Annotated in this window: 22 protein-coding genes, 1 tRNA gene and 1 other RNA gene; 12 read left to right on the top strand and 12 right to left on the bottom strand. The window is 64.6% G+C overall.

Translation table 11 applies throughout. The annotated features are described in order from the left end of the window. Window positions 1-12 precede the first annotated feature (12 nt). Entirely contained in the window at window positions 13-525 is a 513-nt protein-coding gene (locus GGQ88_RS04560; RefSeq protein WP_183611872.1) for a hypothetical protein, read from the top strand. Between the two features lie 21 nt (window positions 526-546). Next, entirely contained in the window at window positions 547-1,860 is a 1,314-nt protein-coding gene (locus tag GGQ88_RS04555) for an SPOR domain-containing protein (RefSeq protein ID WP_183611871.1), read from the top strand. A gap of 72 nt (window positions 1,861-1,932) precedes the next feature. Here the strand turns inward: GGQ88_RS04555 and GGQ88_RS04550 are convergent, their stop codons facing one another. After that, on the bottom strand, window positions 1,933-3,162 hold the full coding sequence (locus tag GGQ88_RS04550; RefSeq protein ID WP_183611870.1) for a dihydroorotase: 1,230 nt from the start codon (window positions 3,160-3,162) through the stop codon (window positions 1,933-1,935). Then, window positions 3,159-4,184 carry an aspartate carbamoyltransferase catalytic subunit gene (locus GGQ88_RS04545; protein ID WP_183611869.1) on the bottom strand — a complete coding sequence of 342 codons (1,026 nt, stop codon included), beginning with the start codon at window positions 4,182-4,184 and terminating at the stop codon, window positions 3,159-3,161. The genes GGQ88_RS04550 and GGQ88_RS04545 overlap by 4 nt, the downstream gene beginning before the upstream one ends. An 86-nt stretch (window positions 4,185-4,270) precedes the next feature. Here GGQ88_RS04545 and sppA point away from each other — a divergent pair, with 86 nt between their 5' ends. Together sppA and GGQ88_RS04535 are read left to right on the top strand one after the other, a co-directional pair. Next, entirely contained in the window at window positions 4,271-6,163 is a 1,893-nt protein-coding gene (gene sppA / locus GGQ88_RS04540; RefSeq protein WP_183611868.1) for a signal peptide peptidase SppA, read from the top strand. Then, complete coding sequence (locus tag GGQ88_RS04535; protein WP_183611867.1) at window positions 6,153-6,524, top strand: tRNA-binding protein; 372 nt, start codon at window positions 6,153-6,155, stop codon at window positions 6,522-6,524. Before sppA ends, GGQ88_RS04535 begins: the two co-directional genes overlap by 11 nt. Window positions 6,525-6,580: 56 nt before the next feature. Here GGQ88_RS04535 and GGQ88_RS04530 read toward each other — a convergent pair whose 3' ends face one another. Continuing rightward, window positions 6,581-6,763 (bottom strand): hypothetical protein, encoded by a 183-nt coding sequence (locus tag GGQ88_RS04530; RefSeq protein WP_183611866.1) that lies wholly within the window; start codon window positions 6,761-6,763, stop codon window positions 6,581-6,583. 142 nt (window positions 6,764-6,905) lie between these two features. Here GGQ88_RS04530 and GGQ88_RS04525 point away from each other — a divergent pair. From GGQ88_RS04525 to GGQ88_RS04515, 3 genes are all read left to right on the top strand, one after another. Continuing rightward, window positions 6,906-6,990: transfer RNA gene (locus GGQ88_RS04525), tRNA-Leu, on the top strand. Window positions 6,991-7,067: 77 nt separating this feature from the next. After that, on the top strand, window positions 7,068-8,660 hold the full coding sequence (gene tig / locus GGQ88_RS04520) for a trigger factor (protein WP_183611865.1): 1,593 nt from the start codon (window positions 7,068-7,070) through the stop codon (window positions 8,658-8,660). A gap of 232 nt (window positions 8,661-8,892) precedes the next feature. After that, a complete protein-coding gene (locus GGQ88_RS04515; protein ID WP_183611864.1) occupies window positions 8,893-9,615 on the top strand; it encodes a hypothetical protein in 723 nt (240 codons plus the stop codon). Window positions 9,616-9,628: 13 nt separating this feature from the next. On the opposite strand, the gene GGQ88_RS04510 is transcribed toward GGQ88_RS04515, so the two are convergent. Further along, window positions 9,629-11,272, bottom strand: coding sequence for an amidase (locus tag GGQ88_RS04510; protein ID WP_183611863.1), 1,644 nt, complete (start codon window positions 11,270-11,272; stop codon window positions 9,629-9,631). A gap of 27 nt (window positions 11,273-11,299) precedes the next feature. On the opposite strand from GGQ88_RS04510, the gene clpP reads away from it, so the two are divergent. After that, window positions 11,300-12,007 carry an ATP-dependent Clp endopeptidase proteolytic subunit ClpP gene (gene clpP, locus GGQ88_RS04505; protein WP_246385527.1) on the top strand — a complete coding sequence of 236 codons (708 nt, stop codon included), beginning with the start codon at window positions 11,300-11,302 and terminating at the stop codon, window positions 12,005-12,007. A 164-nt stretch (window positions 12,008-12,171) separates the two neighbouring features. Further along, a complete protein-coding gene (clpX, locus tag GGQ88_RS04500; RefSeq protein ID WP_183611862.1) occupies window positions 12,172-13,428 on the top strand; it encodes an ATP-dependent Clp protease ATP-binding subunit ClpX in 1,257 nt (418 codons plus the stop codon). Between the two features lie 113 nt (window positions 13,429-13,541). Here the strand turns inward: clpX and GGQ88_RS04495 are convergent, their stop codons facing one another. The 6 genes from GGQ88_RS04495 to GGQ88_RS04470 all read right to left on the bottom strand — a co-directional run bounded on the left by GGQ88_RS04495 (window position 13,542) and on the right by GGQ88_RS04470 (window position 17,650). Further along, on the bottom strand, window positions 13,542-14,108 hold the full coding sequence (locus tag GGQ88_RS04495; protein ID WP_183611861.1) for a fasciclin domain-containing protein: 567 nt from the start codon (window positions 14,106-14,108) through the stop codon (window positions 13,542-13,544). A 342-nt stretch (window positions 14,109-14,450) separates the two neighbouring features. Next, window positions 14,451-15,386 (bottom strand): cation diffusion facilitator family transporter, encoded by a 936-nt coding sequence (locus GGQ88_RS04490; RefSeq protein ID WP_183611860.1) that lies wholly within the window; start codon window positions 15,384-15,386, stop codon window positions 14,451-14,453. A 42-nt stretch (window positions 15,387-15,428) separates the two neighbouring features. Next, window positions 15,429-15,833: RNase P RNA component class A (gene rnpB, locus GGQ88_RS04485), an RNA gene on the bottom strand. A gap of 8 nt (window positions 15,834-15,841) precedes the next feature. Continuing rightward, window positions 15,842-16,546 carry an N-acetylmuramoyl-L-alanine amidase gene (locus GGQ88_RS04480; protein ID WP_183611859.1) on the bottom strand — a complete coding sequence of 235 codons (705 nt, stop codon included), beginning with the start codon at window positions 16,544-16,546 and terminating at the stop codon, window positions 15,842-15,844. A 2-nt stretch (window positions 16,547-16,548) separates the two neighbouring features. After that, entirely contained in the window at window positions 16,549-17,190 is a 642-nt protein-coding gene (locus tag GGQ88_RS04475; protein WP_183611858.1) for a histidine phosphotransferase family protein, read from the bottom strand. A 55-nt stretch (window positions 17,191-17,245) separates the two neighbouring features. After that, a complete protein-coding gene (locus GGQ88_RS04470) occupies window positions 17,246-17,650 on the bottom strand; it encodes a M67 family metallopeptidase (protein ID WP_183611857.1) in 405 nt (134 codons plus the stop codon). Window positions 17,651-17,809: 159 nt separating this feature from the next. Here GGQ88_RS04470 and GGQ88_RS04465 point away from each other — a divergent pair, with 159 nt between their 5' ends. Both GGQ88_RS04465 and GGQ88_RS04460 read left to right on the top strand, forming a co-directional pair. Continuing rightward, window positions 17,810-19,564, top strand: a complete 1,755-nt coding sequence (locus GGQ88_RS04465; RefSeq protein WP_183611856.1) for a methyl-accepting chemotaxis protein — start codon at window positions 17,810-17,812, stop codon at window positions 19,562-19,564. Next, entirely contained in the window at window positions 19,561-20,724 is a 1,164-nt protein-coding gene (locus GGQ88_RS04460; protein WP_183611855.1) for a carbohydrate porin, read from the top strand. Before GGQ88_RS04465 ends, GGQ88_RS04460 begins: the two co-directional genes overlap by 4 nt. A 13-nt stretch (window positions 20,725-20,737) precedes the next feature. On the opposite strand, the gene GGQ88_RS04455 is transcribed toward GGQ88_RS04460, so the two are convergent. Next, window positions 20,738-21,799, bottom strand: a complete 1,062-nt coding sequence (locus tag GGQ88_RS04455; RefSeq protein ID WP_183611854.1) for a glycosyltransferase family 4 protein — start codon at window positions 21,797-21,799, stop codon at window positions 20,738-20,740. Window positions 21,800-21,810: 11 nt separating this feature from the next. Beyond that, the gene (locus GGQ88_RS04450; RefSeq protein ID WP_183611853.1) at window positions 21,811-22,938 is read right to left on the bottom strand and encodes a radical SAM protein; all 1,128 of its coding nucleotides are present in this window, start codon (window positions 22,936-22,938) and stop codon (window positions 21,811-21,813) included. A 205-nt stretch (window positions 22,939-23,143) separates the two neighbouring features. Here GGQ88_RS04450 and GGQ88_RS04445 point away from each other — a divergent pair, with 205 nt between their 5' ends. Continuing rightward, a complete protein-coding gene (locus GGQ88_RS04445) occupies window positions 23,144-24,121 on the top strand; it encodes an RluA family pseudouridine synthase (protein WP_183611852.1) in 978 nt (325 codons plus the stop codon). The last annotated feature ends 70 nt before the right edge of the window (window positions 24,122-24,191 follow it).

The following is a 24,191-nucleotide window of genomic DNA, read 5'->3' as shown; positions in this document are numbered from 1 at the left end:
GGAGATCGTCTGATGAGCGCAGCCAAGCCGCTGGCCTCGCTGTCCCCCGCGCTGCTCGCCCGCAAGGGTGCGGCGCGTCCTGCCATGCGTCCGCAACTGGCTTTGAGCGCGGAAGAGCAGAGCCGTGTCATCGTTTCGATGGGTGGCGCACTGCCGGCGGCGACGCAGGATGATCTGGGCTGGAATGACATGGGCGAGGAAGGTTTCGTGCCCGCCGCCCATGCCGAACCGCCTGCGATCGTGAAGCAGATCGAAGACCTTGCCGCTGCCGTCACGCAGATGCAGGTGCCGGACCCCGTCAGGACACAGCGCACCAAGGGCGGCAAGGCCGTCCGTTCGGCGCTGCAGGAGGGCCGCAAGGCTGCCTTTACCCTGCGGCTCGACAACTATCGCCACCTGCGCCTGCGCCTTGCCTGCACGCTCGAAGGGCGCAGTGCTCAAGGCCTCGTGATCGAGGCGCTCGACCGCTTTCTAGCCGATCTGCCCGGGATCGAAGACCTCGCCAAGCGCGCGGTCCGTAACTGATTGATCGAAGGACCTGAAAGAATGAAAGAACTTCTCTCCACCTTCGCCCCCAGTCGCGCCGCGCGGCTGATCGTGTCGACCGCACTTGCCGCCGGAATCCTCACCGGTTGCGCCGCCGGAAGCAATCGGCCTGCAAAGCTCGCGTCGTCGGCGCAGACCGCTCTGAATGGTGGCAGCACGAAGGTGGCTGTGGACAACGCGGAAAAGGCGGTGCTCGCCGATCCGCGCAACGCGGCCTATCGTGTGCTGCTCGGCAATACCTACCTCAAGGCAGGGCGCTTCGAATCGGCGCGTCAGGCTTATGACGAGGCGATGGAGCTTGGCGAGGACAGCAGCCGCACCGCGCTGAGCCTTGCGCTCGCCGATGTCGCGCTGGGCCGCCATGCCGAAGCGATCGATACGCTCAATTCGTATCGCGACAGCCTCGAAGCGTCGGATTACGGTCTGGCGCTCGCGCTGGCAGGTCAGCCTGCCCAAGGTATCGCTGTGCTGTCGCAAGCGGTGCGGGGCGGTGAAAACACCGTCAAGGTGCGCCAGAATCTCGCGCTTGCCTATGCAATGGGCGGTTACTGGCGCGAAGCGCGCGCGATGGCCGCGCAGGACGTTCCCGCTGCCGAACTCGGCAATCGCATGGAGCAGTGGGCGATGATGGGGCAGCCCGAATTGACGCGCGATCGCGTCGCCGGGCTGCTTTCGGTGCCGTTGCGCGCCGATAAGGGCCAGCCAGCCGCGCTCGCCCTTGCCAATTTCCCCGGCGAGCGGCAGCTTTCTGCACAAGCTGCAGCCCGCGCCGAGCCGCTGGCCGAAGCCGCCGTCGAGGAATTGCCTGCCACGGAAGCCACTGCCGCGCCGCAGCCCTCGCTTTCGGACGCTTCGTCGCAGCCGAAGCAGGACCAGCTCGCGATGATCGACATGCCAGCGTCTTCGCCGCAGCCGATGGCCGCGCCGTACTACCAGCCCGCAGCCAAGACCACCCATGCAGCCCGCGCCGCAGCGCCGACCCATAAGGCCGTTGCGCCTGTCGCTGTGGGCAAGGGTACGCACCTCGTCCAGCTTGGGTCATTCGGCAGCGCTGAAGGCGCGCGCCGTGCATGGCGCCATTTCGCCGCGCGCAATCCGGCGCTCGCGGGCTACCGCAACGTAACCACGCAAGTGACCGTCAATGGTCGCCAATTCTGGCGTGTACAGGCCGCAGGTTTCAACGGTCTTGCTGCCGCCAGCTCGCTTTGCGGTTCGGTCAAGGCACGGGGCGGTGCATGCTTCGTCCTGCGCGGCAGCGGTCCTGCCGGGCTTCCCGGCCAGCGCCCGCTGGAAACGCGCATGGCCAAGCGCTGATCTGCATTAATCGATTACGGGTTCGCGTGGAGCGCCAAGGACACAACGTCCTGGCGCTCCTCTTCTTTGGTTTCAGTCGATCTTCGTCCCGCCCTTGAACAGCGCGGTGACGCGGCCCTCGACCGGGCGGCGGTCGAACGGGGTGTTGCCCGCGCTTGCCGCCATCTTGTCCGAATCGACCACCCATGGCCGCACCGGGTCGATGATTGCAAGGTCGGCTTCTGTGCCCACCGCCAGCCGTCCAGCATCCACGCCCAGCAGGCGCGCAGGGCTTGCGCTGAGCAGATCGAACGCGCGCGCCATCGAGATTACGCCATCGCGCACCAGCGTCAGCGTGAGCGGCAAGAGCGTCTCGGCCCCCGCCATGCCGGGTTCGGCATCCGCAAACGGCAGGCGCTTGTCCTCCGGCCCGCGCGGATCGTGGCCTGACGAGATCACGTCGATCGTGCCGTCGGCGATTGCGGCGATCACAGCCTTGCGATCCGTGTCCGAGCGGAGCGGCGGCGACATCCGGCAGAACGTGCGGAAGCCTACCAGTTCGAGGTCCGAGAGGATGAAGTGCGCAGGCGTCACCCCGGCGGTCACCTGCACGCCGCGCGCCTTGGCCGTGCGCACCAGATCGAGCGCAGATGCCGTCGTTACCTGCCGGAAATGGACGTGGCATCCAGAAACCTCGGCCAGCGCAATGTCGCGTGCCACGGCCAGCGCCTCGGCCACCGCAGGCGCTGATGGCAGGCCGAGCCGCGTTGCAACCTCGCCCGCCGTTGCCACGGCACTGCCGGTCACGCCTGCATCCTCGGCATGGGTCACCACGACCAGTCCGAGCATCGCGCAGTAGCGCAGCAGCCGCAGCATTACCCCCGAATCACCGATCCACGCACGGCCCGTCGCCACGGCACGTGCGCCCGCGTCGCGCATCAGCGCAAGCTCGGCAAGGTCGCTGCCCTCCAGCGCCCGCGTGGCAGCGGCCAGCGGGTGGACCCACAAGTCAGGCTTGCCCGATTGTGCCGCGAACCGCACGCGTGCCGGGTGGTCCAGCGGCGGTCCTTGATCGGGCATCAGCGCCGCGCGCGTGATCCCGCCGAAGTGGAACGCAGGCTTGTCGATGGCAAAGACGCCGAGGTCCACCAGTCCCGGCGCGACCAGCGCGCCTCTCGCGTCGAACACAACGTCGCCCTCGTGTGGCGTCACGTCGCCCAACGCCACGATTCGGCCACCCTCGCAGCGCAGCGCACCGGGTTGAGGTTCTCCATCGCCGAGGACCAGCCGTCCGCCGGTGATCGTCAGGGGGCCCGCGATCATGCTGCTGCTCCCGCTGCTTCCCAGCCGGGCACCTGTCGCGTCCGGCGTGTCAGCACTTCGAGGCAGGCCATGCGGATCGCCACGCCCATCTCGACCTGGCGCGTGATCAGGCTGCGCGTCGGGTGATCGGCTACGGTCGAATCGATCTCTATTCCGCGGTTCATCGGGCCGGGGTGCATCACGAACGCATCGGGCTCCGCCTTGGTCAGCCGCTCGGGCGTCAGGCCGTAGAGGTGGCGATATTCGCGCGGGGAGGGGATGAACTGGCCGGACATGCGCTCCTGCTGGAGCCGCAGCATCATCACCACGCTGGCACCCTTCAGCGCCGCGTCGAAATCATACATGGGCGTGACGCCCATCGCCTCGACCTCGTCAGGCATCAGCGCGGGCGGCGCGCACACGCGCACTTCGGCCCCAAGCGCTGTGAGGCACAGGATGTTCGAGCGCGCGACGCGGCTGTGCAGGATATCGCCGCAGATCGTGACCTTCAGTCCATTGAGGTCGCTCCCGATCGGCAGTTTCAGCGCATGGCGCATGGTCAGCGCATCGAGCAGCGCCTGCGTGGGATGTTCGTGCTGCCCGTCGCCCGCATTGAGCACCGGGCAATCGACCTTCTCCGCGATCAGCCGCACTGCGCCCGAGCTGGCATGACGGATCACGATCGCATCGGCACGCATGGCGTTGAGCGTCATCGCGGTGTCGATCAGCGTCTCGCCCTTCTTCACGCTCGACGTGGCGGCATGCATGTTGACCACGTCCGCACCCAGCCGCTTTCCGGCAATCTCGAACGACAGCAGCGTGCGCGTCGAGTTCTCGAAGAAGGCGTTGATGATCGTCAGCCCGTTCAGCAGGTCGGTCTTCTTGTGGGCGTGGCGGTTGAGATCGACCCACTGTTCCGCCTCGTCCAGCAGATAGAGGATCTCATGGCGGGCAAGCTGGCCGATGCCGGTCAGGTCGCGATGCGGGTAGGCAAAGCCGCCCGCCGGGTAGCGGCCTGCCTGAGGGTTGTTCCGAGCTGTCATTGAAACCAGTTCCCTAGAGGGCGGGAGGGCAGCACTCAAGCCGTTTCCCGCTGGCTTTGGCCCGGCGTCCACAATAGAGGTGCGCCATGAGCTTTGCCCGTTCGGTCTGGAAGATCCTCGTCGCCATCAAGGATGGCCTTGTCCTGTTGTTCCTGCTGCTGTTTTTCGCAGCACTCTACGCCGCGCTGACGGCCCGGCCTGCGCCCGGAATGGTTCGCGATGGTGCGCTGTACCTGCCGCTGACCGGTTCGATTGTCGAGGAAGCGGCAACGCTTTCGCCGACGGACCTGTTGCTGTCGGGGCAGGCACCTGTCGCCGAGTACGTCGAGCGTGATGTCGTGCGCGCGATCGAGGCTGCGGCGACCGATGCCCGGATCAAGGCGGTCGTGCTCGATCTCGAACAGTTTGGCGGCGGATCGTCGGTGCAGATCACCAACATCGGTGCCGCGCTCGACAAGGTTCGGGCTGCCAAGAAGCCGGTGCTGGTGCGCTCGCTGATCTATACCGACGATGCGGTCCAGCTTGCGGCCCATGCCAGCGAAGCGTGGGTCGATCCGATGGGCGGCGTGGCGATCAGCGGTCCGGGCGGGACGCAGATATTCTACAAGGGCCTGATCGATCGGCTCAAGGTCAAGGCGCACGTGTTCAAGGTCGGTGCCTACAAGAGCGCGGTAGAGCCCTACACCCGCGCCGAAAGCTCGCCCGAATCGCGCGAGGCGCTGAATGCCGTGCTCCAGCCGATCTGGCAGAACTGGCAGGACGATGTGAAGCGCGCGCGCCCCAAGGCGGACCTGACGCTGGCGCTGACCGACCCGGCCAAATGGGTTGCCGATGCCGGTGGCGATGCGGCGCAGGCTGCGGTGAAATCGGGGCTGATCGATCGCGTGGGTGATCGGGTGGCCTTCGGTCAGCGTGTTGCCGAACTGGTCGGGGCGGACACGCAAGGCCCGCTCGGCGCGTTCAAGAAGACCGATTTGCGCGTCTATCTCGCTGACAAGCCCGCGCCGACGAAGGGCAAGGCCGTCGCCGTGGTTACCGTGGCGGGCGAGATCGTCGATGGCGATGCCGGACCGGGGACTGCAGGCGGCGACCGCATTGCCGACCTGATCGACAGCGTGACCAAGAGCGATGATTACGCGGCGATGGTCCTGCGCGTCGATTCGCCCGGCGGATCGGTGATGGCATCGGAACGGATTCGCGCGGCGGTCGAACGCGTGCGCGCCAAGGGGCTGCCGGTCGCGGTTTCGATGGGCAGCGTCGCGGCGAGCGGCGGGTACTGGGTCTCTACGCCTGCCCAGCGCATCTTCGCCGAACCCAGCACGATCACCGGCTCGATCGGCGTGTTTGCGGTGATCCCCACGTTCGAGGCGACGCTGCCGCAATACGGCGTGACCACCGAACAGGTCCGCACGACGGGTCTGTCGGGACAGCCGGACTTGCTCGGCGGCCTCAGCCCGCAAGTCGAGGCGGTACTGCAGGGCCAGGTCGAGCGGACTTATGCGCTGTTCCTGGGCTACGTCGCCAAGGCACGCGGCAAGAGCGCTGCCGATGTCGACAAGATCGCGCAGGGCCGGATCTGGGATGGTGGGACCGCGCGCCAGCTTGGTCTTGTCGATGAATTCGGCGGACTGGATGATGCCGTTGCCTGGGCGGCGAAGAAGGCAGACGCGAAGGAGTGGCACGCGGAATACGTCGAAACCGAGGCCAGCCCGTTTGTCGCGTTCCTCCAGCAGATGGAAACCGGAGCAGCGCCGGAGGGGCGTGCGCGCGACCTGGTCGGCGCGCTGGCAGCGCAGCAGCAGGGCCTGCTGGCGCGGGTCGAGGCTGACGTCACGCGACTGGTCGGCGGTGGCGGGATGCGGGCTTATTGTCTGGAGTGCGTGGGCGATGATACGGCGCGAGGGCAGGGCGCAGCTGTTCGGCAATCCGGCATATTTCGGATGCTCAAAGTCCTGCTAGGCGCGCCGGATGCACATTGACCATCGTGCAGATGAACCTGCCGCTGAACCGATCACCTTCGCTGATTTTTTGAAAGTGGATATCCGCATTGGACGGATCATTACCGTCGATGCGTTTCCCGAAGCTCGCAAGCCTGCCTACAAGCTGACGATCGATTTTGGCCCCGTCATCGGTATCAAGAAATCATCGGCCCAGATTACCGGCAATTACGATCCGGAAAATTTGCTGGGAAAGCTGGTCGCCGCCGTGGTCAACTTTCCTCCACGCCAGATCGGCAAATTCATGTCCGAGGTTCTCACAGTCGGGTTTCCCGACAGCGAAGGGAATGTCGTTCTCTTCTCGCCCGACAACGACGTGTCGCCAGGGGCGCGTCTGTTCTGATTGCGAACAACATGCGCCTGGCGAGGTCGCGCTCACGCTACGCGGGATAACAACAATCAATCCGGCGGCGGCATGATTTCGGGCGGGCTGTCAGGCTGCACAGTGTCGGGCTCCACCACCGGCGTCTCGTCAGGCTGGATTACAGGCGGAACTTCGTTGGGCTCGATCACTTCCGGCGATTCCGGTGGCGACTGTGGCTCGATTCGGTCGGGCTGCGGGATTTCGGGGTTCGTGGCCATTGGGGGCTCCTCAAAATACGTGCTTGTTGCCTAAACGCGCCCCGTTCATGCCCGTTCCGACGCGCGCTGGCACGCGCCAAATCCAAGGTGCTTGCCCTTTCCCGGCGGCTGCGATAGGGGCACCGCTCGCTTTTCACCGGATGCGGGCGTGGCGGAACTGGTAGACGCAGCAGGTTTAGGTCCTGCCATCGCAAGATGTGGGGGTTCGAGTCCCTTCGCCCGCACCAGACCGCGCGCCGGCGTCCGAATCAGCTTTTGCAGCGCCCGCGCGGCGTAAAATGACTTACGAGAAAGTTGGATCAGGATGCAGATCGTCGAAACCAGCAACGAAGGCCTGAAGCGCGCCTATACCGTCACCATCCCCGCGGCCGATATCGCCGCTCGGGTCGATGGCGAGGTCAAGAAGATCGCGCCGCAGGTGAAGATGCCCGGCTTCCGCCCCGGCAAGGTGCCCGCCAACCTCGTGCGCAAGATGCACGGCGCGCAGATCCATCAGGAAGCGTTGCAGACTTCGATCCGCGAAGCGATGGACAAGCTGGTCATCGACAACAAGCTGCGCCCTGCGATGCAGCCCGCCGTCGCGCTGACCGATGGCTATGACGAAGGCAAGGATGCCGAACTGACCGTCGAGCTCGAAGTGCTGCCGACGATCGAAGCGCCTGCGCTCGATGGGCTGAAGCTCGAGAAGCTGACCGTACCCGTCACCGATTCCGAAGTGGACGAAGCTATCGGTCGCATCGCGCAGGGCCAGAAGTCGTTCACCGACGCCGAAGAAGGCGCGGTTGCCAAGGACGGCGATCAGCTGATCATCGATTTCCTGGGCAAGGTTGACGGCGTGGCCTTCGAAGGCGGCGCGGCTGAAGACACTCCGCTGGAACTCGGCGCTGGTCGCTTCATCCCGGGCTTTGAAGAGCAGCTCGTCGGCGTCAAGGCTGGTGACGAAAAGGTCATCACCGTGACCTTCCCGGCCGATTACCAGGCTGAAAACCTCAAGGGCAAGGAAGCCACCTTCGACATCACCGTCAAGGCGGTGAAGGTTGCCGGTGAGTTCGAGGCCAATGACGAATTCGCCAAGATGCTCGGCCTCGAAAGCATCGAACAGCTGCGCGGCCTGCTGCGCGGCCAGCTCGAGCAGGAAACGGCCGGCCTGACCCGCACCCAGATGAAGCGCGCGCTGCTCGACCAGCTGGCCGCCGGTCACGATTTCCCCGTTCCGCCTTCGATGGTCGAAGCCGAGTTCGAGCAGATCTGGCAGCAGCTCCAGCAGGAAGCGCAAGGGGAGGAAAACCCCGAGGACGCGCTGAAGGAAATCGAAGCCGAGAAGGACGACTACCGCAAGATCGCCGAGCGCCGTGTGCGTCTCGGCCTGCTCCTGTCGGAAATCGGCCAAGCCAACGGCGTGCAGGTTTCGAACCAGGAAATGGAAATGCTGATCCGCCAAGCGGCGCAGCAGTACCGTGAACAGGATCGCCAGCGCTTCGTCGAGTACATCCGCAATGAACCGCTTGCTGCCGCCCAGCTGCGCGCGCCGCTCTATGAAGACAAGGTCGTCGACTTCCTGTTCGACAAGGCCGAAGTTTCGGAACGCGAAGTGACCAAGGACGAACTTCAGGCCGCGATCGAAGCCGAGGAAGGCGCTGCTGAAACCAAGCCTGCCAAGAAGGCTGCGCCCAAGAAGAAGGCTGCCAAGGAAGACGCTTCCGTAGCTGACGAGGCGCCCGTCGCCGAAGCTGCGTCAGAAACCGCAACTGAGGAAAAGCCCAAGAAGGCTGCTCCGAAGAAGAAGGCCGCTGCAGCTGACGAAGCGCCTGCCGCTGAAGCTGCGCCCGAGGCTGCCGCTGAGGAAGCGCCTGCGCCCAAGAAGAAGGCCGCGCCGAAGAAGAAGGCCGAGGGCTGAACCATTTCGGATTGATCCTGCCCGACGGGGCGGGATATCGGACGACCCGGTACGCTTCGGCGTGCCGGGTCGCTGCCGTTTTGGGCCTCCAAACTACGTAGCCGCGCGCCGTATGAACGCCTAATTTCTGGGAAAATACCGGGACTGCTCCAAACTCGATCAGGTTGGGGCTTCGCAGCGAGTCGCACTGTGTCAGAATCTGCATGCAAGAACCCTCGTCCGAGGAACTGCCATGCACACGGTACGCAATCGAGTTGCATCCAAGCCGCGCCCGATGGGGAAGGCCAAGCCCGCAGTTAATCGCAAGCGCCGCGAACCGGCGTTCATGCTCAAGTCTGGCCATCCGCCCGCTTTTCCCGCTGGCCTGATCGTGCCCCCGCCGCGCGGCGCCGTGATCGCCACCGTGCCCTGGCCCGCGCCCGCTAGAGTCGAGAGCGCCCTGATCACGCTACCCGCCAAGCCCGCGCGCAAGCCTTCGGGCCCGCGCAAAGCTCGCAAAGCGCGCAAGAGCGCCGCCCGCAAACACCGCTCTGCGTCGGGCAAGCAAAAACGCACGCGCCAGGTCGCGATGATTACGCACGACAAGCAGGAAGCCACAGCACCGATGATCACCGCAGACCTGCTCGATCGCGCACTCGCCATGCAAGCAACCCCGGTGGAGGCGGCAGTTATAGCCGTCCCGCCAACCCCCGCCCCGGCCGCCGCACCAACCCTCGCGGCCGGGGTAACCCCCATCCCTCGTTCCCACGCCGTCGCGCAGCATCGCAGCACTGCGCTGCTCGACGTGATCGGCTATTGGCTGCGCGATGCCGGGCGCAGGCTGCTGCGCTGGGGCCAGCCGCGTCACAGGGCCAAAGCGCGCGTGCAGGTCGCTCGTGCCAACGCGCGTCTTCGTGCCATGCAATCACAAGTTGAAGCACTGGAAGCTCTTCGGGAAGTCGCAAGGGCGGACTAACCGCCCTACCCGCTCATTCGCCCCAGCGCTTCAGGCTGGGCACCGGGACCGCCACGGTCCGCGCGCGTTCGTAGGCTGCACCTACGTTCAACACGCGCGCGTCGTCCCATTTGGCCCCCATGAACGACAGTCCGATCGGCAGGCCCTCGACCGCGCCCATCGGCACGGTCAGGTGCGGGTATCCGGCAATAGCGGCAAGGCTGCCCGCGCCGACGCCCACGAAGTGATCACCGAGCACGAGGTCTATCGGCCATGCCGGGCCTTCGGTCGGCGCGATCAGCAGGGTGACACGGTTGTCGGCCAGCAGCTTGTCGATGCCCTCCGCACCTGCGAGCCGCAGCGAATTGGCACGTGCCTTTTCGTAAGCCACCGTGTCGGTCGCAGCTTCCGCCTGCTCGAAGACGTCCTGCCCGAACCAGCGCAATTCTTCCGCGTTCGCCTTGTTGAACGCGATAAGGTCGGCAAGCCTCTTGGGCCCGGTCTTGTTCGGTAGCGAGCGCAAGTAGGCCCCCATGTCCTCGCGCAGCTCGTACAGCAGCACCGCGAATTCGTCGCGGCCCATGTCGGGTGAGGGCTCGAAGTCGATCTCGACCAGCTCGGCACCCGCCGCCTTGAGGTCGGTCAGCGCCTTGTCGAACAGGGCCAGCAGTACGGGATGATTTCCCGCCTGCTTGCGCATCACACCCAGCCGAATGCCCTTGATGCCGGCGGTGGCGAGCCCTGCGGTGAAGTCGGTCTTGCGACTGTCAGCCTCGGCCGTTGCCGAATCGGCTGAATCGCTGCCCGCCAGCGCATTCATCACGAGTGCCGCGTCGGCCACGCTGCGCGTCATCGGGCCTGCCGTGTCTTGGCTGTGGCTGATCGGCACGACATGGGTGCGGCTGACCATGCCGACGGTCGGCTTGAACCCGACGATGCCGCTGACCGAGGCCGGACAGGTAATCGATCCGTCCGTCTCCGTCCCGATCGCCGCCCACGCCAGCCCCGCCGCGATTGCCGCACCGCTGCCCGAGGACGAGCCGCACGGGCTGCGGTCGAGTGCGTGGGGATTCTTCGTCTGTCCGCCGACCGCGCTCCACCCGCTCGATGACGATGATGAGCGGATATTGGCCCATTCGGACAAGTTGGTCTTACCCAGAATCACCACGCCCGCTTTGCGCAGCCGCGCCACAAGCGGCGCATCGCGACCCGTGACACTGTCTTTCAGCGCAAGGCTCCCGGCGGTCGTCGCCAGCGGGCCTGCCATTTCGATATTGTCCTTGATCAGCATGACCTTGCCCGAAAGCGGCCCGGCGATCGTACGCGCCGCCGCTTCGTCCTTTGCGGCATCGGGATTGATCGCCAGCACCGCGTTGAGCATCGGCCCGCTGTCGTCGATCGCTGCGATCCGCGCGAGGTAATCGCTCACGCCCTGCGCCTGCGCGGGTAGCGCCAGCAGGCTTGCGATGGACGCCACGGCGAAAGCTGGCAGCTTCATGGAAACCTCATGGATCGTGTTCTGGCGCAACGGTGCTGTGCTGCAGGCTTGAGTGCAAGCGTGCCTGTGCCGCAGCAACACCTTTGTGCATGCCCAATCCACGCGCAAAAGCACACCATCCACGGGTTTACGCGGATTTGCGGTTAACGCCCTTGAACATCTTGCCGTGGCACGCGACATAGCAGGCCTAACCAGATGAGGATTCCCATGCTCGACCTGTTCGGCGCTTCCAGCGCCAGTGTTTACGGAGCCCAGGGCAAGTTTACCCACGATCCTGTTACCGGCGCTCTGATCCCGGTTGTGGTCGAGCAATCGAGCCGTGGCGAACGCAGCTTCGACATCTATTCGCGCTTGCTGCGCGAACGCATCATCTTCGTCACCGGCGAAGTCGAGGACCACATGGCCTCGGTGATCATCGCGCAGTTGCTGTTCCTCGAATCGGAAAACCCGTCGAAGGACATCTCGATGTACATCAACTCGCCGGGCGGCGTCGTCACGGCGGGTCTCGCGATCTACGACACGATGCAGTACATCCGCCCGCGCGTGTCGACCGTGTGCATCGGCCAGGCCGCGTCGATGGGCAGCTTCCTGCTTGCCGCCGGTGAGCCGGGCATGCGCATTGCGCTGCCCAACGCGCGGATCATGGTTCACCAGCCTTCGGGCGGCGCACGCGGCATGGCCTCGGATATCGAGATCCAGGCGCGCGAAATCCTGCGCATCCGCGCCCGGATGAACGACCTCTACGTCAAGTTTACCGGCCGCTCGCTTGACGAGATCGAACGGGCGATGGACCGCGACACCTTCCTTGAAGCCGAGGAAGCACTGAAGTTCGGCATCGTCGATCGCGTCTTCGAATCGCGTCCTGCATCCGATGCAGTGGGCGAAGGCGAAGGCTCGGGCGGCGCCCCGGCGTAGTTCGGGCCGACTTAATTTCGGATCTGTCCGGCGCGCTTTAAGCTTGGCGAAAGGCGCAGGGCAGTAAGAACATGTTACCTGTTTTCGAGTCCGGTTGATTAATGCCCTTGCGGTAGTAGGATAACCGGACCGGCCCCTCGTGGAGGGGCGCCTGGGATGGACGAATGACCAAGCTTTCCGGATCGGATACCAAGAGCACCCTGTACTGCAGCTTCTGCGGGAAGTCGCAGCACGAAGTGCGCAAGCTCATTGCCGGGCCGACCGTGTTCATCTGCGATGAATGCGTCGAACTGTGCAACGACATCATCCGCGAAGAGACCAAGGCCGGCATTGCCGGGAAGAAGGACGGCGGCGTACCCACCCCGCGGGATATCTTCGAGACCTTGAACGATTACGTGATCGGCCAGGACCGCGCCAAGCGCGTGCTGTCTGTCGCCGTGCACAACCATTACAAGCGGTTGAAGCACAGCGGCAAGGGTGGCGAAGTCGAACTTTCGAAATCGAACATTCTGCTCGTCGGGCCGACCGGTTCGGGCAAGACGCTGCTCGCGCAGACGCTGGCCAAGACGTTCGACGTGCCGTTCACGATGGCCGACGCCACGACGCTCACCGAAGCGGGCTATGTCGGCGAAGACGTCGAGAACATCATTCTCAAGCTGCTTCAGGCATCCGACTACAACGTCGAGAAGGCTCAAGCCGGCATTGTCTACATCGACGAGATCGACAAGATCAGCCGCAAGGCCGAAAACCCCTCGATCACGCGCGATGTGTCGGGTGAAGGCGTGCAGCAGGCCCTGCTCAAGCTGATGGAGGGCACCACTGCCTCCGTCCCGCCGCAGGGTGGCCGCAAGCATCCGCAGCAGGAATTCCTGCAGGTCGATACCACGAACATCCTGTTCATCTGTGGCGGCGCGTTCGCTGGGCTGGACAAGATCATCTCGGACCGCTTGCAGAAGCGTTCGATCGGTTTCGGCGCGCATGTCGCGGATCCTGAAAAGCGCAAGATCGGCGAACTCCTCCAGAAGGCTGAGCCTGAGGATCTTCTCAAGTTCGGTCTGATCCCCGAATTCGTCGGACGCCTGCCGGTGATCGCGACCTTGGAAGACCTCGACATCGAGGCGTTGGTCAAGATCCTCAAGGAACCGAAGAACGCGCTGATCAAGCAGTACGCCAAGCTGTTCGAACTCGAAGACGTCGCGCTGACCTTTACCGACGATGCTTTGGAAGCCATTGCGAAGAAGGCCATCGCCCGCAAGACCGGTGCGCGTGGGCTTCGCTCGATCGTCGAAGGCCTGCTGCTCGACACCATGTTCGACGTGCCGACCGAGACCGACATCGCGGAAATCGTCGTCGACAAGGACGTCGTCGAAGGCCGCAAGGATCCGATCCGCGTCCTCAAGGGCAAGGAAGAAGCGGCTTAATTCCGCTTCGGAACTCCAACACAAAAAGGGCGGACGCTGCAAAGCACCCGCCCTTTTCGTTAGCCCTGTCCCCCCTCCCGCTGGCGGGAGAGGCTGGGGTGGGTTCGCTAACCTCAGTTCGGCAGTGAAACCGCGTCGGTCACGTGGATCACGCCGTTCTTCTGCATCACGTCAGCTTGCGTCACGTGGGCCATGCCGCCCTTTTCGTCGGTGAGCATCACGGTCTTGCCCATCATCGAGGCGGTCAGCGTTCCACCGGCAACGGTGGTCAGCTTGGCCGAGCCCTTGCCCTTCTTGATCATCGCTATCAGCTTGGCGGCGGTCACCTTGCCGGGCACGACGTGGTATGTCAGGACCTTGGTCAGCATGGGCTTGTTCTCAGGCAGGAGCAGCGTGTCGACGGTGCCGGCGGGAAGCTTGGCGAAGGCCGCATTGGTCGGTGCGAACACCGTGAATGGACCCGGGCCGCTCAGCGTATCGACAAGGCCCGCTGCCTTGACGGCGGCGACCAGCGTGGTGTGATCGGCCGAGTTCACGGCATTCTCGACGATGTTGCGGCTTGGCAGCATGGCAGCCCCGCCAACCATAACGGTCTTGGCGGATGCGGCCGGAGCGGTGAGTACTGGCGCGGCCATTGCAGCGGTTGCCATCGCGGCGGCGATCATAAACTTGCGGGTCATGGGTATTTCCTTGCTCGATAATTGAGAAGGTCTGGTGCCTTGTACAAGCAACCAAGCCAGCCCCGTCCGCGACCAGAAGTGGGGCGGATCCGTCGGTAAAACAGATGGCCCTTAGGGCATGTTCCTGAAATGCCGCAGCAAACTGGAAAAACGGCGCGCCGCCGTGAAGCAGCGCGCCGAAGAGAATCCTGGCCGGAGGGAAGGATCACGGCAGGACGATGAAGGGATGCCCGGAGCCGAAGGGGTAAGTCTGAACCGAAGCGCGTCCCTTGCGACAAGAAACTGCGCTCGGCGGGTCGCTATGCCGACATGTCCTTTGGGGACAGTGCCCGCAAGGTCAGGTCAGACCGTATGTTCGCTCAACAACGCGCAATCGTGCCCTGCCAGCGTTTCGACCTGCACCGTGGCGTGACAGATGCCGAAGTCGTGCTCGAGTTCGTGAGCGAGTTTGTGCAGGAAGCCATCGCCGGGATAACCGCCGGGCATGACGAGGTGCGCGGTCAGTGCGGTTTCGGTCGTGCTGATGGGCCAGATGTGCAGATCGTGCACCGCCTCGACGCCGCTCAGCCCGGTAATGAAGGCGCGCACGCGGCGCTCGTCGACGCCCGGCGGCACGGCATGCATGCTCATCTTGAGCGAATCCTTGAGCAGGCCCCAAGTCCCGACTGCGATGATGCCAACGATGGCAAGGCTCGTGACCGGATCGATCCACTGCGCGCCGGTCAGCGTGATCAGCAGCCCTGCTACGACCACGCCTGCCGATACGGCTGCGTCGGCCGCCATGTGCAGATAGGCACCGCGAATGTTGATGTCGTGCTTGCGGCCACGCATGAACATCAGCGCGGTGGCGGTGTTGATGACGATGCCGATGGTCGCCACGATCATCACCGGCCCGCCTGCAACGGGTTCCGGATCGATCAGGCGGCGGATCGTCTCGACCAGAATCGCGCCAAGCGCCACCAGCAGGAAGGCCGCATTGCCCAGCGCGGCAAGGATCGAACTGGACTTGAGGCCGTAAGTGTACCGGGCCGAGGGTGGGCGTGCGGCGAGGATGCTGGCGATCCAGGCGATGACTAGGCCCAACACGTCCGACAGGTTGTGGCCCGCGTCTGCGACCAGCGCCATCGACCCGGCGATCACACCATAGACCGCCTCTACCACCACGAAGGCAAGATTGAGCGCGATGCCGACCGCAAAGGCGCGGCCGAAGCTGGCAGGGGCGTGGGAATGACCGTGCCCGTGGGCATGATCGTGGTCATGGTGATGCGCGCCGGACATCTGCGTCCCCTAGCGCGTCGGGCAAGTGGTGGAAACGAACAATATGCCAGGGGGCCTGTAAGCCGGGTTCTGTAGCGCCGACGGTATCCCACGAGTGGACCGTATCGGCACTGGCAGCCATTCCTCTAGGCGGACCGTTGCCGGAACGCTCAAGCAATCAACCCGGACTGCTGGCCCGAAACAAGCCTGCCTCTTGCGAAGCGCGCAGTCCCTATTCGATCTTGCTCCGGGTGGGGTTTGCCATGCCGCTTCCGTTGCCGGTCGCGCGGTGCGCTCTTACCGCACCCTTTCACCCTTACCTCGTGAGAGGCGGTCTGCTCTCTGTGGCACTTTCCCTTGACCGGGGACGTTAATCCCAAGCCCGGCGGGCGTTACCCGCCACCCTTGTTTCGTGGAGCCCGGACTTTCCTCGGGATCTTGCGATCACGCGGCTGCCCGGCCCCCTGGCACGGCGGTCACCTAGCATGGCCCAGATCGCGTTCCAACAGCAGTTCGAACAGCAATGCCCCGATCTGTCCGTCTACCTCGCCATCGATCTTGTGCGGACGCCAGCGCCGCTGGAACGCGCGCACGGCGGCTTTCTGGTCGGTGATGTCGTATCCGAAGCGGTCGAGCGCGAGGAAGAACGCACCCTCGTTGTCGAACAGCAGCCGGATCTTGAGCTTGGGTGTGGGCAGGCACAGGCGGTGGCGCGCCAGCGTTTCCCACGGGAACAGTTCGCCTGGATCGTCCTTGCGGGCGGGCGCGATGTCCGAGTGTCCGACAATGTTGGCGCGCGGGATGTTGTGGCGCTTGACGATGTCGGCCAGTAGCGGGAGCAGCGCCTCGATCTGCGCGTCGGGGAAGGGGCGGTAGCCGAATTCGTGGCCCGGATTGACCAGCTCGATGCCGATGCTGGCCGAATTGACATCGGTGATCCCGCGCCAGCTCCCACGCCCGGCATGCCACGCGCGTTTGTCTTCATCGACAAGGCCGGTGACCGTGCCGTCCTCGTCGATCATGTAATGCGCCGAGACTTCCGCCGCCGGATCGCACAGCCGGTCGAGCGCGGCCTGCGCGGTTTCCATGCCCGTATAGTGCAGCACGACCATGGTGATCGGCAGCTTGCGCTCGTTCCAGTTGGGCGAGGGGACCTCGCGATGGACGAGCCAGCGGCGCATGGTCAGTTGGAAGGGAGGACCGCGCCGAGCACGAGGCTTTCCGCCGTGACGTGGACCTGCACGCTGCCGCCAACAGCTGCGGCGAGCTGCTGGACCATCGCGGCAGGTGCGGTTCGGCTGGACAGTTCGGTCGAGGCCAGCTTGCCTTCGAGCGCCTGCCCGATCGTTGGGTCAAAGGCGATGCGTTGTCCGGCCGCGCGGACGACGATCTCGGTCGAGCCGTCGAGAACTTCGGCGCCGATGTCGAGCGTGCCGCCGCGCACCAGAGCGTCGAGGCCGATCAACGCAAGGTTGAGCAGCGTCTTGACCGCTGGTTTGCCCAGCGCATCGACGCCGAACATCCAGTTGACCGAGACGCGGCCGTTGCTGCCCGCCAGCGCATCGACCAGCGCGCGCGCTTCGCCGACCGCGATCTGTTCGCCGAAGCCACCAGCCGCACCGAAGGCGAGGCGGAAGAACTTGAGCTTGTCTGCCGATGCCTTGGCGCTCTGTTCGAGCAGTTCGAAGCAGCGCTGGCGCATTTCGGGGTCCTTCTCGTCGGCGAGAAGTTCGAGGCCATTGGAAAGCGCGCCCACTGGGCTTAGCAGGTCGTGGCACAGGCGCGAGCAGAGCAGGCTGGCAAGATCGATCGGGGAAACGGTCATGTTGAGGAGATTGTCCCTTTGCCTGATTAGGTCGCTCGTGGTGCGGGTGACTGCCTTAGCCCTGCATTACGCAGTATGAAAGTGGTTCGAAGCCACCCGGCCCATCGGACCAACACGTAGTCGTATCGCCGGCGACGATTATCCAAACCCGCCCGTCGCGCGCGGCCGATTCGGCATCGGTAACAGACGGGCGCGCCAGCCCGTTGGGGTGTGAGTGAAAGTATCCCACAACCTGCGGGCCGCTGCCATCGCGCACAGCGCGATGCGCCGCGATCAGAGCGGCCGGGTCGATTTCGAAGTGCCGGTCCGGGTTGCAAGCGACGTTGGCGGTAACTTGCGCGGTTGCGATGTGCGCGCCCGTACCCAACAGCAGTCCGCAAACTTCGAGCGGACGCGCCGCAGCTGCAGCGGTCACCATCGTGGCGTAGGCGTCTGGCGCGATCGTCAGCTCGGGCGGCATTGCTGGCAGGGTTTGGCCTGATCAGGGAGCTAGGGCAAGCCTGCGCTGCGGATACCGCTTGGTGCTACTACCTAGCCTCCGCTCGCGTGATTTTATTCACGCTGTGCCACGGTTCACCTTGGTTGTTTGCTTTCTGTGGACGACAAAGGAACTTGATCGATGCTGAAAAAGCAAACGATAATCCGGAAGGTCTGGATCGGCTGTGCGGTGCTCGCTGCGGCTGCAACTGTTTCGACAACGTTGAGCGCGATCGGCATGGCGCGGCAGGAAAGCGCGATGAACCGCATAACCGCGGCGACAGCGCTCCTGCGACAGCACATGGAAGCCGATATGGGCCATGACGCGATACGCGGGGAAGTGGTCAGCATCGTCGCGTCGCGCCAGACATCTGCAATCGACGCACAGGCGACCGCCCGCGAACTCGACGACCGCCTTGCCGAATTTCAGGCGAACATGGCCCCGACCGCCAAAGTCGATGACGCGCCGGAGGTTCTGGCCGCACGGACCAAGGCCGAAAAGGCGTTCAGGGCCTATGTCGGCATCGCCACGACAATCGCGCAGCAAGCCCGCGCAGGTGTCATCCCGGACGACACCCAGTTGCGCCTGTTCCAGAAGTTGTTCCTGCAACTGGAAACCGAAATGGGGCAGATCTCGGATGCGCTGCAGGCCCATGCTGGAAAGACGTCCCAGGAAGCACAAGCGATCGCCATGGAGGCTCGCTACCTGGCGTTCGCCAGCCTGCTGTTGACCCTCTTGGCGCTGGCCACGATCGCGCGGTACGGTCGCAAGGATCTTGTCAAGCCGATCGTCGATCTAGCCAGCGCGGTTCGGGGAATGGCCGATGGCAACCTCGAGATCGCGATCGAGGGTGGCGCGCGCCATGACGAACTGGGCGATCTAGTTCGCTCGCTCGATGTGCTGCGCGGCAATCTGGCGCAGGCGCGCGCGGAAACCGCATCGCAGGCCCATTCGATCGTTTCGTCGATCGGGTCGGGCCTGAGCGAGCTGGCCGCAGGCAACCTTGCCTATACGATCGATCAGCCGCTGGCGGGACCGTTCGAAAAGCTGCGCACCGATTTCAATGCGGCGCTCCACGCACTGGGCAACACGCTTTCGAACGTTCAGGGATCGACCGAGCGGCTTCACGCGGTGGCGCTGGAAATTGGTAACGCGGCCGGTGACCTGTCCAACCGGAACGCCAGTCAGGCTGCCAGTCTCGAAGAGACAACCGCTGCGATCACCAATCTGGCGCTGCGCGTGGCGGGCTCGACCCAGGCAGTCAGCACGGCACGCCATGCGGTCGACAGCGTCGGGCAGGTGATTACGCGCGGCGGTGACGTGATCCAAGACGCCGAAGCGGCGATGGACCGGATCGAGGTTGCCTCGCAGGAGATCGGCCAGATCGTCAGCGTGATCGACGCGATCGCATTCCAGACCAACCTGCTTGCGCTCAACGCGGGCGTCGAGGCGGCGCGGGCGGGCGAACAGGGACGCGGATTTGCGGTCGTCGCCAGCGAAGTGCGGGCGCTTGCCCTGCGCAGCGCCGACGCCGCGCACGAGATCAAGGACCTGATCGTCAATTCCTCGCGCGAGGTGGGTGAGGGCGTGCGGCTGGTTCGCGATGCCGGATCGACCCTGCGGGAGATCACCGAGCAGATGAACGAGATCAATGCGATGATGGAAGTCGTTCAGGCAGGCGCGAGTGAGCAGGACCTCGCCTTGCGCTCGATCGACCAGACATCGAAGCAGATCGAACAGATCACGCAAAGCAATTCTGCCGTGGCCGAACAGGTCGATAATGCCAGCCGCGCGTCGGTCGGCTCGATCGGCGAAGTCGTCCAGCAACTGGGCCGGTTCGTCCTGCCTGCCGCGACGGGCGCAGTGCGCAAACGTGCGCTGCGGGCTGCGGCATGACCATGCGCGCGGGCCTTGCTGCGCTGGCGCTGGCGCTGGCGCTGGCACCCGCATCGGCGCGTGCCGGTGATCGACCGATTGACCTTGGCGGAGCGGTGACGCTCGACATCGCCAGCGTGGTCGCAGGCGATGGCGATGCGAGGCTGCGCGTGCTGAGCAACATCGACCTGACAGCCGAGGCGGACCTGGCAGTGCTGATCGGATGGAACGGGGCGAAAGCCTATGCCCACGTGCTCGACAACCGCGGCGCGCGGCCCAATGACGCGGCCATGACCTTGCAGGGGGTCGACAATATCGAGGTGCCCGACGCGGGCCTGCGCCTGTTCGAGGCGTGGGTTGAGCAGGATCTGGGCAAAGGGGCGAGCCTGCTGATCGGGCTCTATGACCTCAACAGCGAATTCTATGCCAACGATGCCGCAGGCGTGTTGCTGGCCCCGCCCTTCGGCATCGGCTCGGAACTGGCGGCGACCGGGCCGAACGGACCGTCGATCTTTCCCTACAGCGCGCTTGCCGCAAGGTTGCGCCTGTCGCTGGGAGATGGCGGAGGCTATGTGCAGGCAGCTGTCGTCAATGCGCGCGCCAGCACAATCGGCGACAGCGGCGGGATCGACATGAGCTTCAGGGACGGCGTGCTGCTGATCGCCGAAGTGGGCAAGTCCGAAGGCCGCTTGCGCGGATCGGCGGGCGTCTGGCGCTATTCGCGCAATCCAGAGGACAGCGTCGAGACCGCACCGGACGGCGCGCCTCTGCGCAAGCCCGCGCAAGGCGCCTACTTCGTGGTCGAAGGCGATCTGCTGCCGGGCGAGGGGCGGCAATTGACAGCTTTCCTGCGCGCAGGGCTGTCCGATCCGCACACCACGCCGTTCACCGGCGGGTTTCAGACGGGGCTGCTGCTGGCACCTGCGATCGCCTCTCGGCTCGACAGCGAGTTTTCCGTAGGTGTCCATCACGCTTGGACCAGCGACCACTTCCGCGATGCTTTCGCTGCCGCTGGCGGACGCCCGGCCTCGGGCGAAACGGCGTTCGAGGTGACGTATGCCGACAGCCTGACGCCGTGGCTGGCAGTCCAGCCCGACCTGCAATGGATCCGCCGTCCTGGCGCTGATCTTGCGGCAAGCGATGCGGTGGTGGCGACGTTGCGGGTGACCGCCAGCTTCTGAGCCTGGCCAACAATCAGGCTGCGTCGGCGCGGCCTGCTGCGACAAGGTCTGCGTAGATCGCGCAATAGCGCCGTGACGACACCGAAAGGTCTAAGGTCTTCGCGCGCGACCGAGCGCGCCGGGACATCGCTCGCCACTGTGTGGGCTGTGTCATCAGTTGCCCCATCTCGTCTGCCATCGCGTCATGGTGGGCAACAGCGACGAAGTGCGCCGCGTCGCCGGCGAGCGCGCGCAACGACGGCAAGTCGCTCACGATCGATGGAAGTCCCGATGCCATGGCTTCGATCAGCGCGAGTGGCGACCCTTCGGCGCGCGACGGCATCAGAAACACCTGCTTGTCGCTGAGAAATGCCAAGGGATCGACCGAGCCGGCCAGCCTTACCCACGGCCTTGTAGATGCGAGGTCGCCGATTTGTGCACTCATCGCGCCTTCGCCCGCGATATGGAGTTCGATGTCGGAACCCCGCTCGATCAGCCGGTCCGCAGCATGGACGGCATCGATATGGCGCTTCACCGGATCGAGACGCGAGAGCATCGCGAAACGGAAAGGCGCGCCGGCAAATGGCAGCAGAGGGTCGATAGCGAGGTAGGGCGCGCATTCGATACCGTTGGGGATCGTCGCCACAGCACGGCCTGCAATCGTTGCATACGTTGTCGCCAGATCATTTGAGACGGCGTTGAGCCCGTCCATTGCGCGCAGCGCACGGCGAATCGACCAAAGCCACCGCCATGTGCCCTGCATGCCGAGATGCATGGTCGCGAGACTGGCGGGCCTGTCCGCCCACCCTTGAATCGCCTGCGCAAGATGGACCGCCGCGATGTGGCCGTGCGCATGTACCAGCGCGATCCGTTCGCGCCGGAACAGGTCGCGCAACTTTGCTACGAAGCCTGCGTCGTGCCGGTCCAACTGGACATATTCGACCTGGGGGGTAAGCGTCGCGATGTTGGCAGCAACGGGCTCGTAGCCCACCAGCATTGGTTGCTGGCCCAGCGCCCTACCCGCTCGCGCCAGATCGTTGGCGATGCGTTCACGGCCGCCGACAGTCAGATTGGGCAGGAAGTGGGCGATGCGCATGATGTGCTGTGTCAGGCTTTGGTCCGTGCCTTGGCCATCGCCGAGTACTTGCGATTGCTCGGGCCGTGCTTTTCGATCCGCGCCGCCGATTCACAATGGCAGTTCGGGCAGTTGAGCGCGAAGGCGTCACGCGCGGCGCGATGGTGGTCGGGCGTATAGAGGATGTCGCGCAGACGCTTCTCGTGGAGATTGCCGAGCGGAAAGGTGACGTAGCACAGCATCACCGATCCGTCCGCGCCGATCCACAACAGCTTGCGCGCGTCGCACGGCACTTTCATCTCGGCCTGCTTCAGCGCCCAATCTTCGAGCGAAACCAGCGCGGTGGGCGAGGCGGTCAGCAGTTGCGGCTGGCGCGCCTTGATTGCCAGCAGATGGTCGATGCTGCGGCGCAGGTCGTCGGCGTCCTGCGGGCGGAACTGCAATTCGGTTTCGGGGCCGTCCTGAAAGTAGGGGAGCGAGTAGTGGACCACATCGATCTGCACAGCAGCGTCATAGCGTTCAGCGAAAACGCGCATTTCCTCGATCGCTGCCACGTTGGCTGTCTGGCGTGAGAGCAGGAAGTTGAACTGAAAATCGAGCTTGTCCGGACCGAATGCACGGCGGGTGGCGTCCAGGCTCTCGATCAGTCGTGCATGCCTACCGGGGCGCTGGACATAGGCATCGAACGCTGCGCCCTGCCCGTAGTAGCCCATCGTGATTTTGCGCAGGCCAGCGCCGTGCAGTGCGTCGATCTTGCGGTCGAGGATCAGGGCGTTGGTGGTCATGTAAGCGCCGACGCCGTGGTCGCCCGCGATCTCGACCATGCGCACGACATCGGGGTGGAGCAGGGGTTCGCCGCCGTAGAGCCGCACTGCGGGCACGTTGGCCGCAGCGGCATCCTCGATCAGGTCGGCGTAGAGTGCCAGCGGCAGTTGCGCGCCCGGCATGAAGTCTCGTCCGTAGTTGCAGCCCTTGCAGCGCAAGTTGCAATGGGCGGTGATCGCGATCGTGATCTTCTCGGTATTAGCATGGATCACGCCCGGCCAGACTCCGCCGATCGTCGTCAGCGCGCGTTCGCTGGCGCGATAGCCGGATTTAAGCAGCGGGGCCGTTGCTGGAACGGTGTGGGCAATCTTGCGTGCAACGGCGGCAAGGGTCATCGAGCTTCTCCGACGAATCTGCTGCGTTGCTATGGCTGGAAGGCTTGCTGCGCGAACGGATATTTGGCGTGGTTCCATGTTGGGACGGTTGTTTTACAAATGCTTACAGGTGCAAACGTCCGGCGTGCGATGTGATGACGGCACTAACCTCGGCAACTTTTTCTTTGTCTTGCCGGATGCCGCGCCTGTTCCCATATCATGGGCGATGGGGGCATCCGACAGCATCATTTCCGGCACGATCCAGACCGGCGGGCAGCGGCTCGACAAGGCGCTGGCCGATGCCAGTGGGCTGTCGCGCGAGCGGGTCAAGGCGCTGTTGGGAGAGGGGCGGATTGCTCTTGGCGGCGTGACCGTTTTGCAGGGCACGATCAAGGCGGCGCAAGGCACGGACTTCACGATCGACATTCCCGAGGCGACGCCAGCGCATGCGGTTGCGCAGGATATTCCGCTGAGCGTCATTTATGAAGACGACGCGCTGATCGTGATAGACAAGCCTGCGGGGCTGGTTGTGCACCCGGCGGCGGGCAATCTCGACGGAACGCTGGTCAACGCGCTGCTGCACCATTGCCGGGGGCAGCTATCGGGCATCGGCGGGGTGGCGCGGCCCGGTATCGTCCACCGCATCGACAAGGATACCTCCGGGCTTTTGGTCGTCGCCAAGACCGACGTGGCGCACGAAGGGCTGGCCAAGCAGTTTGCCGATCATTCGATCGTGCGGGCGTACAAGTGCGTGACGGCGGGCGCGCCGATGCCCCCTGCGGGAACGGTGCGCGGCGCGATCGCGCGGTCCAATCACGATCGCAAGAAGATGGCGCTGGTCGAGGAAGGTCGCGGCAAGCACGCGGTGACGCATTACCGCACGCTGGCGACGCTCGAGGATGCCGCACTGGTCGAGTGCCGGCTCGAGACCGGGAGAACCCACCAAGTCCGCGTTCACCTTGCGTCAATCGGCCATGCGCTATTGGGGGACCCTGTCTATGGACGTGCCCCTTCACGGCTCCGGCCACTGCTTTCCCGGCTCAAATTTGCCCGCCAGGCGCTTCACGCCGCGGAACTCGGGTTCATTCATCCCGTCAGTGGCGACGCCCTGCACTTCATCAGCCCGACGCCCGTCGATATACGGGAACTTATCGTCGAACTCTGCGCTGAAGGGCAGGATGCAAGAGTACTGGCGATGGTGTAGACGAAGTGCTCCGGAGTCGTTCGATGCTGAGGACTCCAGCAGGTGTGTGGTCCCGCCGCCGGTCGCCCAT

The organism is Novosphingobium hassiacum (assembly GCF_014196055.1).
GTDB lineage: Bacteria > Pseudomonadota > Alphaproteobacteria > Sphingomonadales > Sphingomonadaceae > Novosphingobium > Novosphingobium hassiacum.
This window is presented reverse-complemented; position numbering and strand designations above follow the sequence as displayed.

Excerpts from the sequence above, each read along its gene's own strand:
- GGQ88_RS04560 (WP_183611872.1), top strand. The coding sequence starts at position 13 with ATGAGCGCAGCCAAGCCGCTGGCCTCGCTGTCCCCCGCGCTGCTCGCC.
- GGQ88_RS04555 (WP_183611871.1), top strand. The coding sequence starts at position 547 with ATGAAAGAACTTCTCTCCACCTTCGCCCCCAGTCGCGCCGCGCGGCTG.
- GGQ88_RS04550 (WP_183611870.1), bottom strand. The coding sequence starts at position 3,162 with ATGATCGCGGGCCCCCTGACGATCACCGGCGGACGGCTGGTCCTCGGC.
- GGQ88_RS04545 (WP_183611869.1), bottom strand. The coding sequence starts at position 4,184 with ATGACAGCTCGGAACAACCCTCAGGCAGGCCGCTACCCGGCGGGCGGC.
- sppA (WP_183611868.1), top strand. The coding sequence starts at position 4,271 with ATGAGCTTTGCCCGTTCGGTCTGGAAGATCCTCGTCGCCATCAAGGAT.
- GGQ88_RS04535 (WP_183611867.1), top strand. The coding sequence starts at position 6,153 with ATGCACATTGACCATCGTGCAGATGAACCTGCCGCTGAACCGATCACC.
- GGQ88_RS04530 (WP_183611866.1), bottom strand. The coding sequence starts at position 6,763 with ATGGCCACGAACCCCGAAATCCCGCAGCCCGACCGAATCGAGCCACAG.
- tig (WP_183611865.1), top strand. The coding sequence starts at position 7,068 with ATGCAGATCGTCGAAACCAGCAACGAAGGCCTGAAGCGCGCCTATACC.
- GGQ88_RS04515 (WP_183611864.1), top strand. The coding sequence starts at position 8,893 with ATGCACACGGTACGCAATCGAGTTGCATCCAAGCCGCGCCCGATGGGG.
- GGQ88_RS04510 (WP_183611863.1), bottom strand. The coding sequence starts at position 11,272 with ATGTCGCGTGCCACGGCAAGATGTTCAAGGGCGTTAACCGCAAATCCG.
- clpP (WP_246385527.1), top strand. The coding sequence starts at position 11,300 with ATGCTCGACCTGTTCGGCGCTTCCAGCGCCAGTGTTTACGGAGCCCAG.
- clpX (WP_183611862.1), top strand. The coding sequence starts at position 12,172 with ATGACCAAGCTTTCCGGATCGGATACCAAGAGCACCCTGTACTGCAGC.
- GGQ88_RS04495 (WP_183611861.1), bottom strand. The coding sequence starts at position 14,108 with ATGACCCGCAAGTTTATGATCGCCGCCGCGATGGCAACCGCTGCAATG.
- GGQ88_RS04490 (WP_183611860.1), bottom strand. The coding sequence starts at position 15,386 with ATGTCCGGCGCGCATCACCATGACCACGATCATGCCCACGGGCACGGT.
- GGQ88_RS04480 (WP_183611859.1), bottom strand. The coding sequence starts at position 16,546 with ATGCGCCGCTGGCTCGTCCATCGCGAGGTCCCCTCGCCCAACTGGAAC.
- GGQ88_RS04475 (WP_183611858.1), bottom strand. The coding sequence starts at position 17,190 with ATGACCGTTTCCCCGATCGATCTTGCCAGCCTGCTCTGCTCGCGCCTG.
- GGQ88_RS04470 (WP_183611857.1), bottom strand. The coding sequence starts at position 17,650 with ATGCCGCCCGAGCTGACGATCGCGCCAGACGCCTACGCCACGATGGTG.
- GGQ88_RS04465 (WP_183611856.1), top strand. The coding sequence starts at position 17,810 with ATGCTGAAAAAGCAAACGATAATCCGGAAGGTCTGGATCGGCTGTGCG.
- GGQ88_RS04460 (WP_183611855.1), top strand. The coding sequence starts at position 19,561 with ATGACCATGCGCGCGGGCCTTGCTGCGCTGGCGCTGGCGCTGGCGCTG.
- GGQ88_RS04455 (WP_183611854.1), bottom strand. The coding sequence starts at position 21,799 with ATGCGCATCGCCCACTTCCTGCCCAATCTGACTGTCGGCGGCCGTGAA.
- GGQ88_RS04450 (WP_183611853.1), bottom strand. The coding sequence starts at position 22,938 with ATGACCCTTGCCGCCGTTGCACGCAAGATTGCCCACACCGTTCCAGCA.
- GGQ88_RS04445 (WP_183611852.1), top strand. The coding sequence starts at position 23,144 with ATGGGGGCATCCGACAGCATCATTTCCGGCACGATCCAGACCGGCGGG.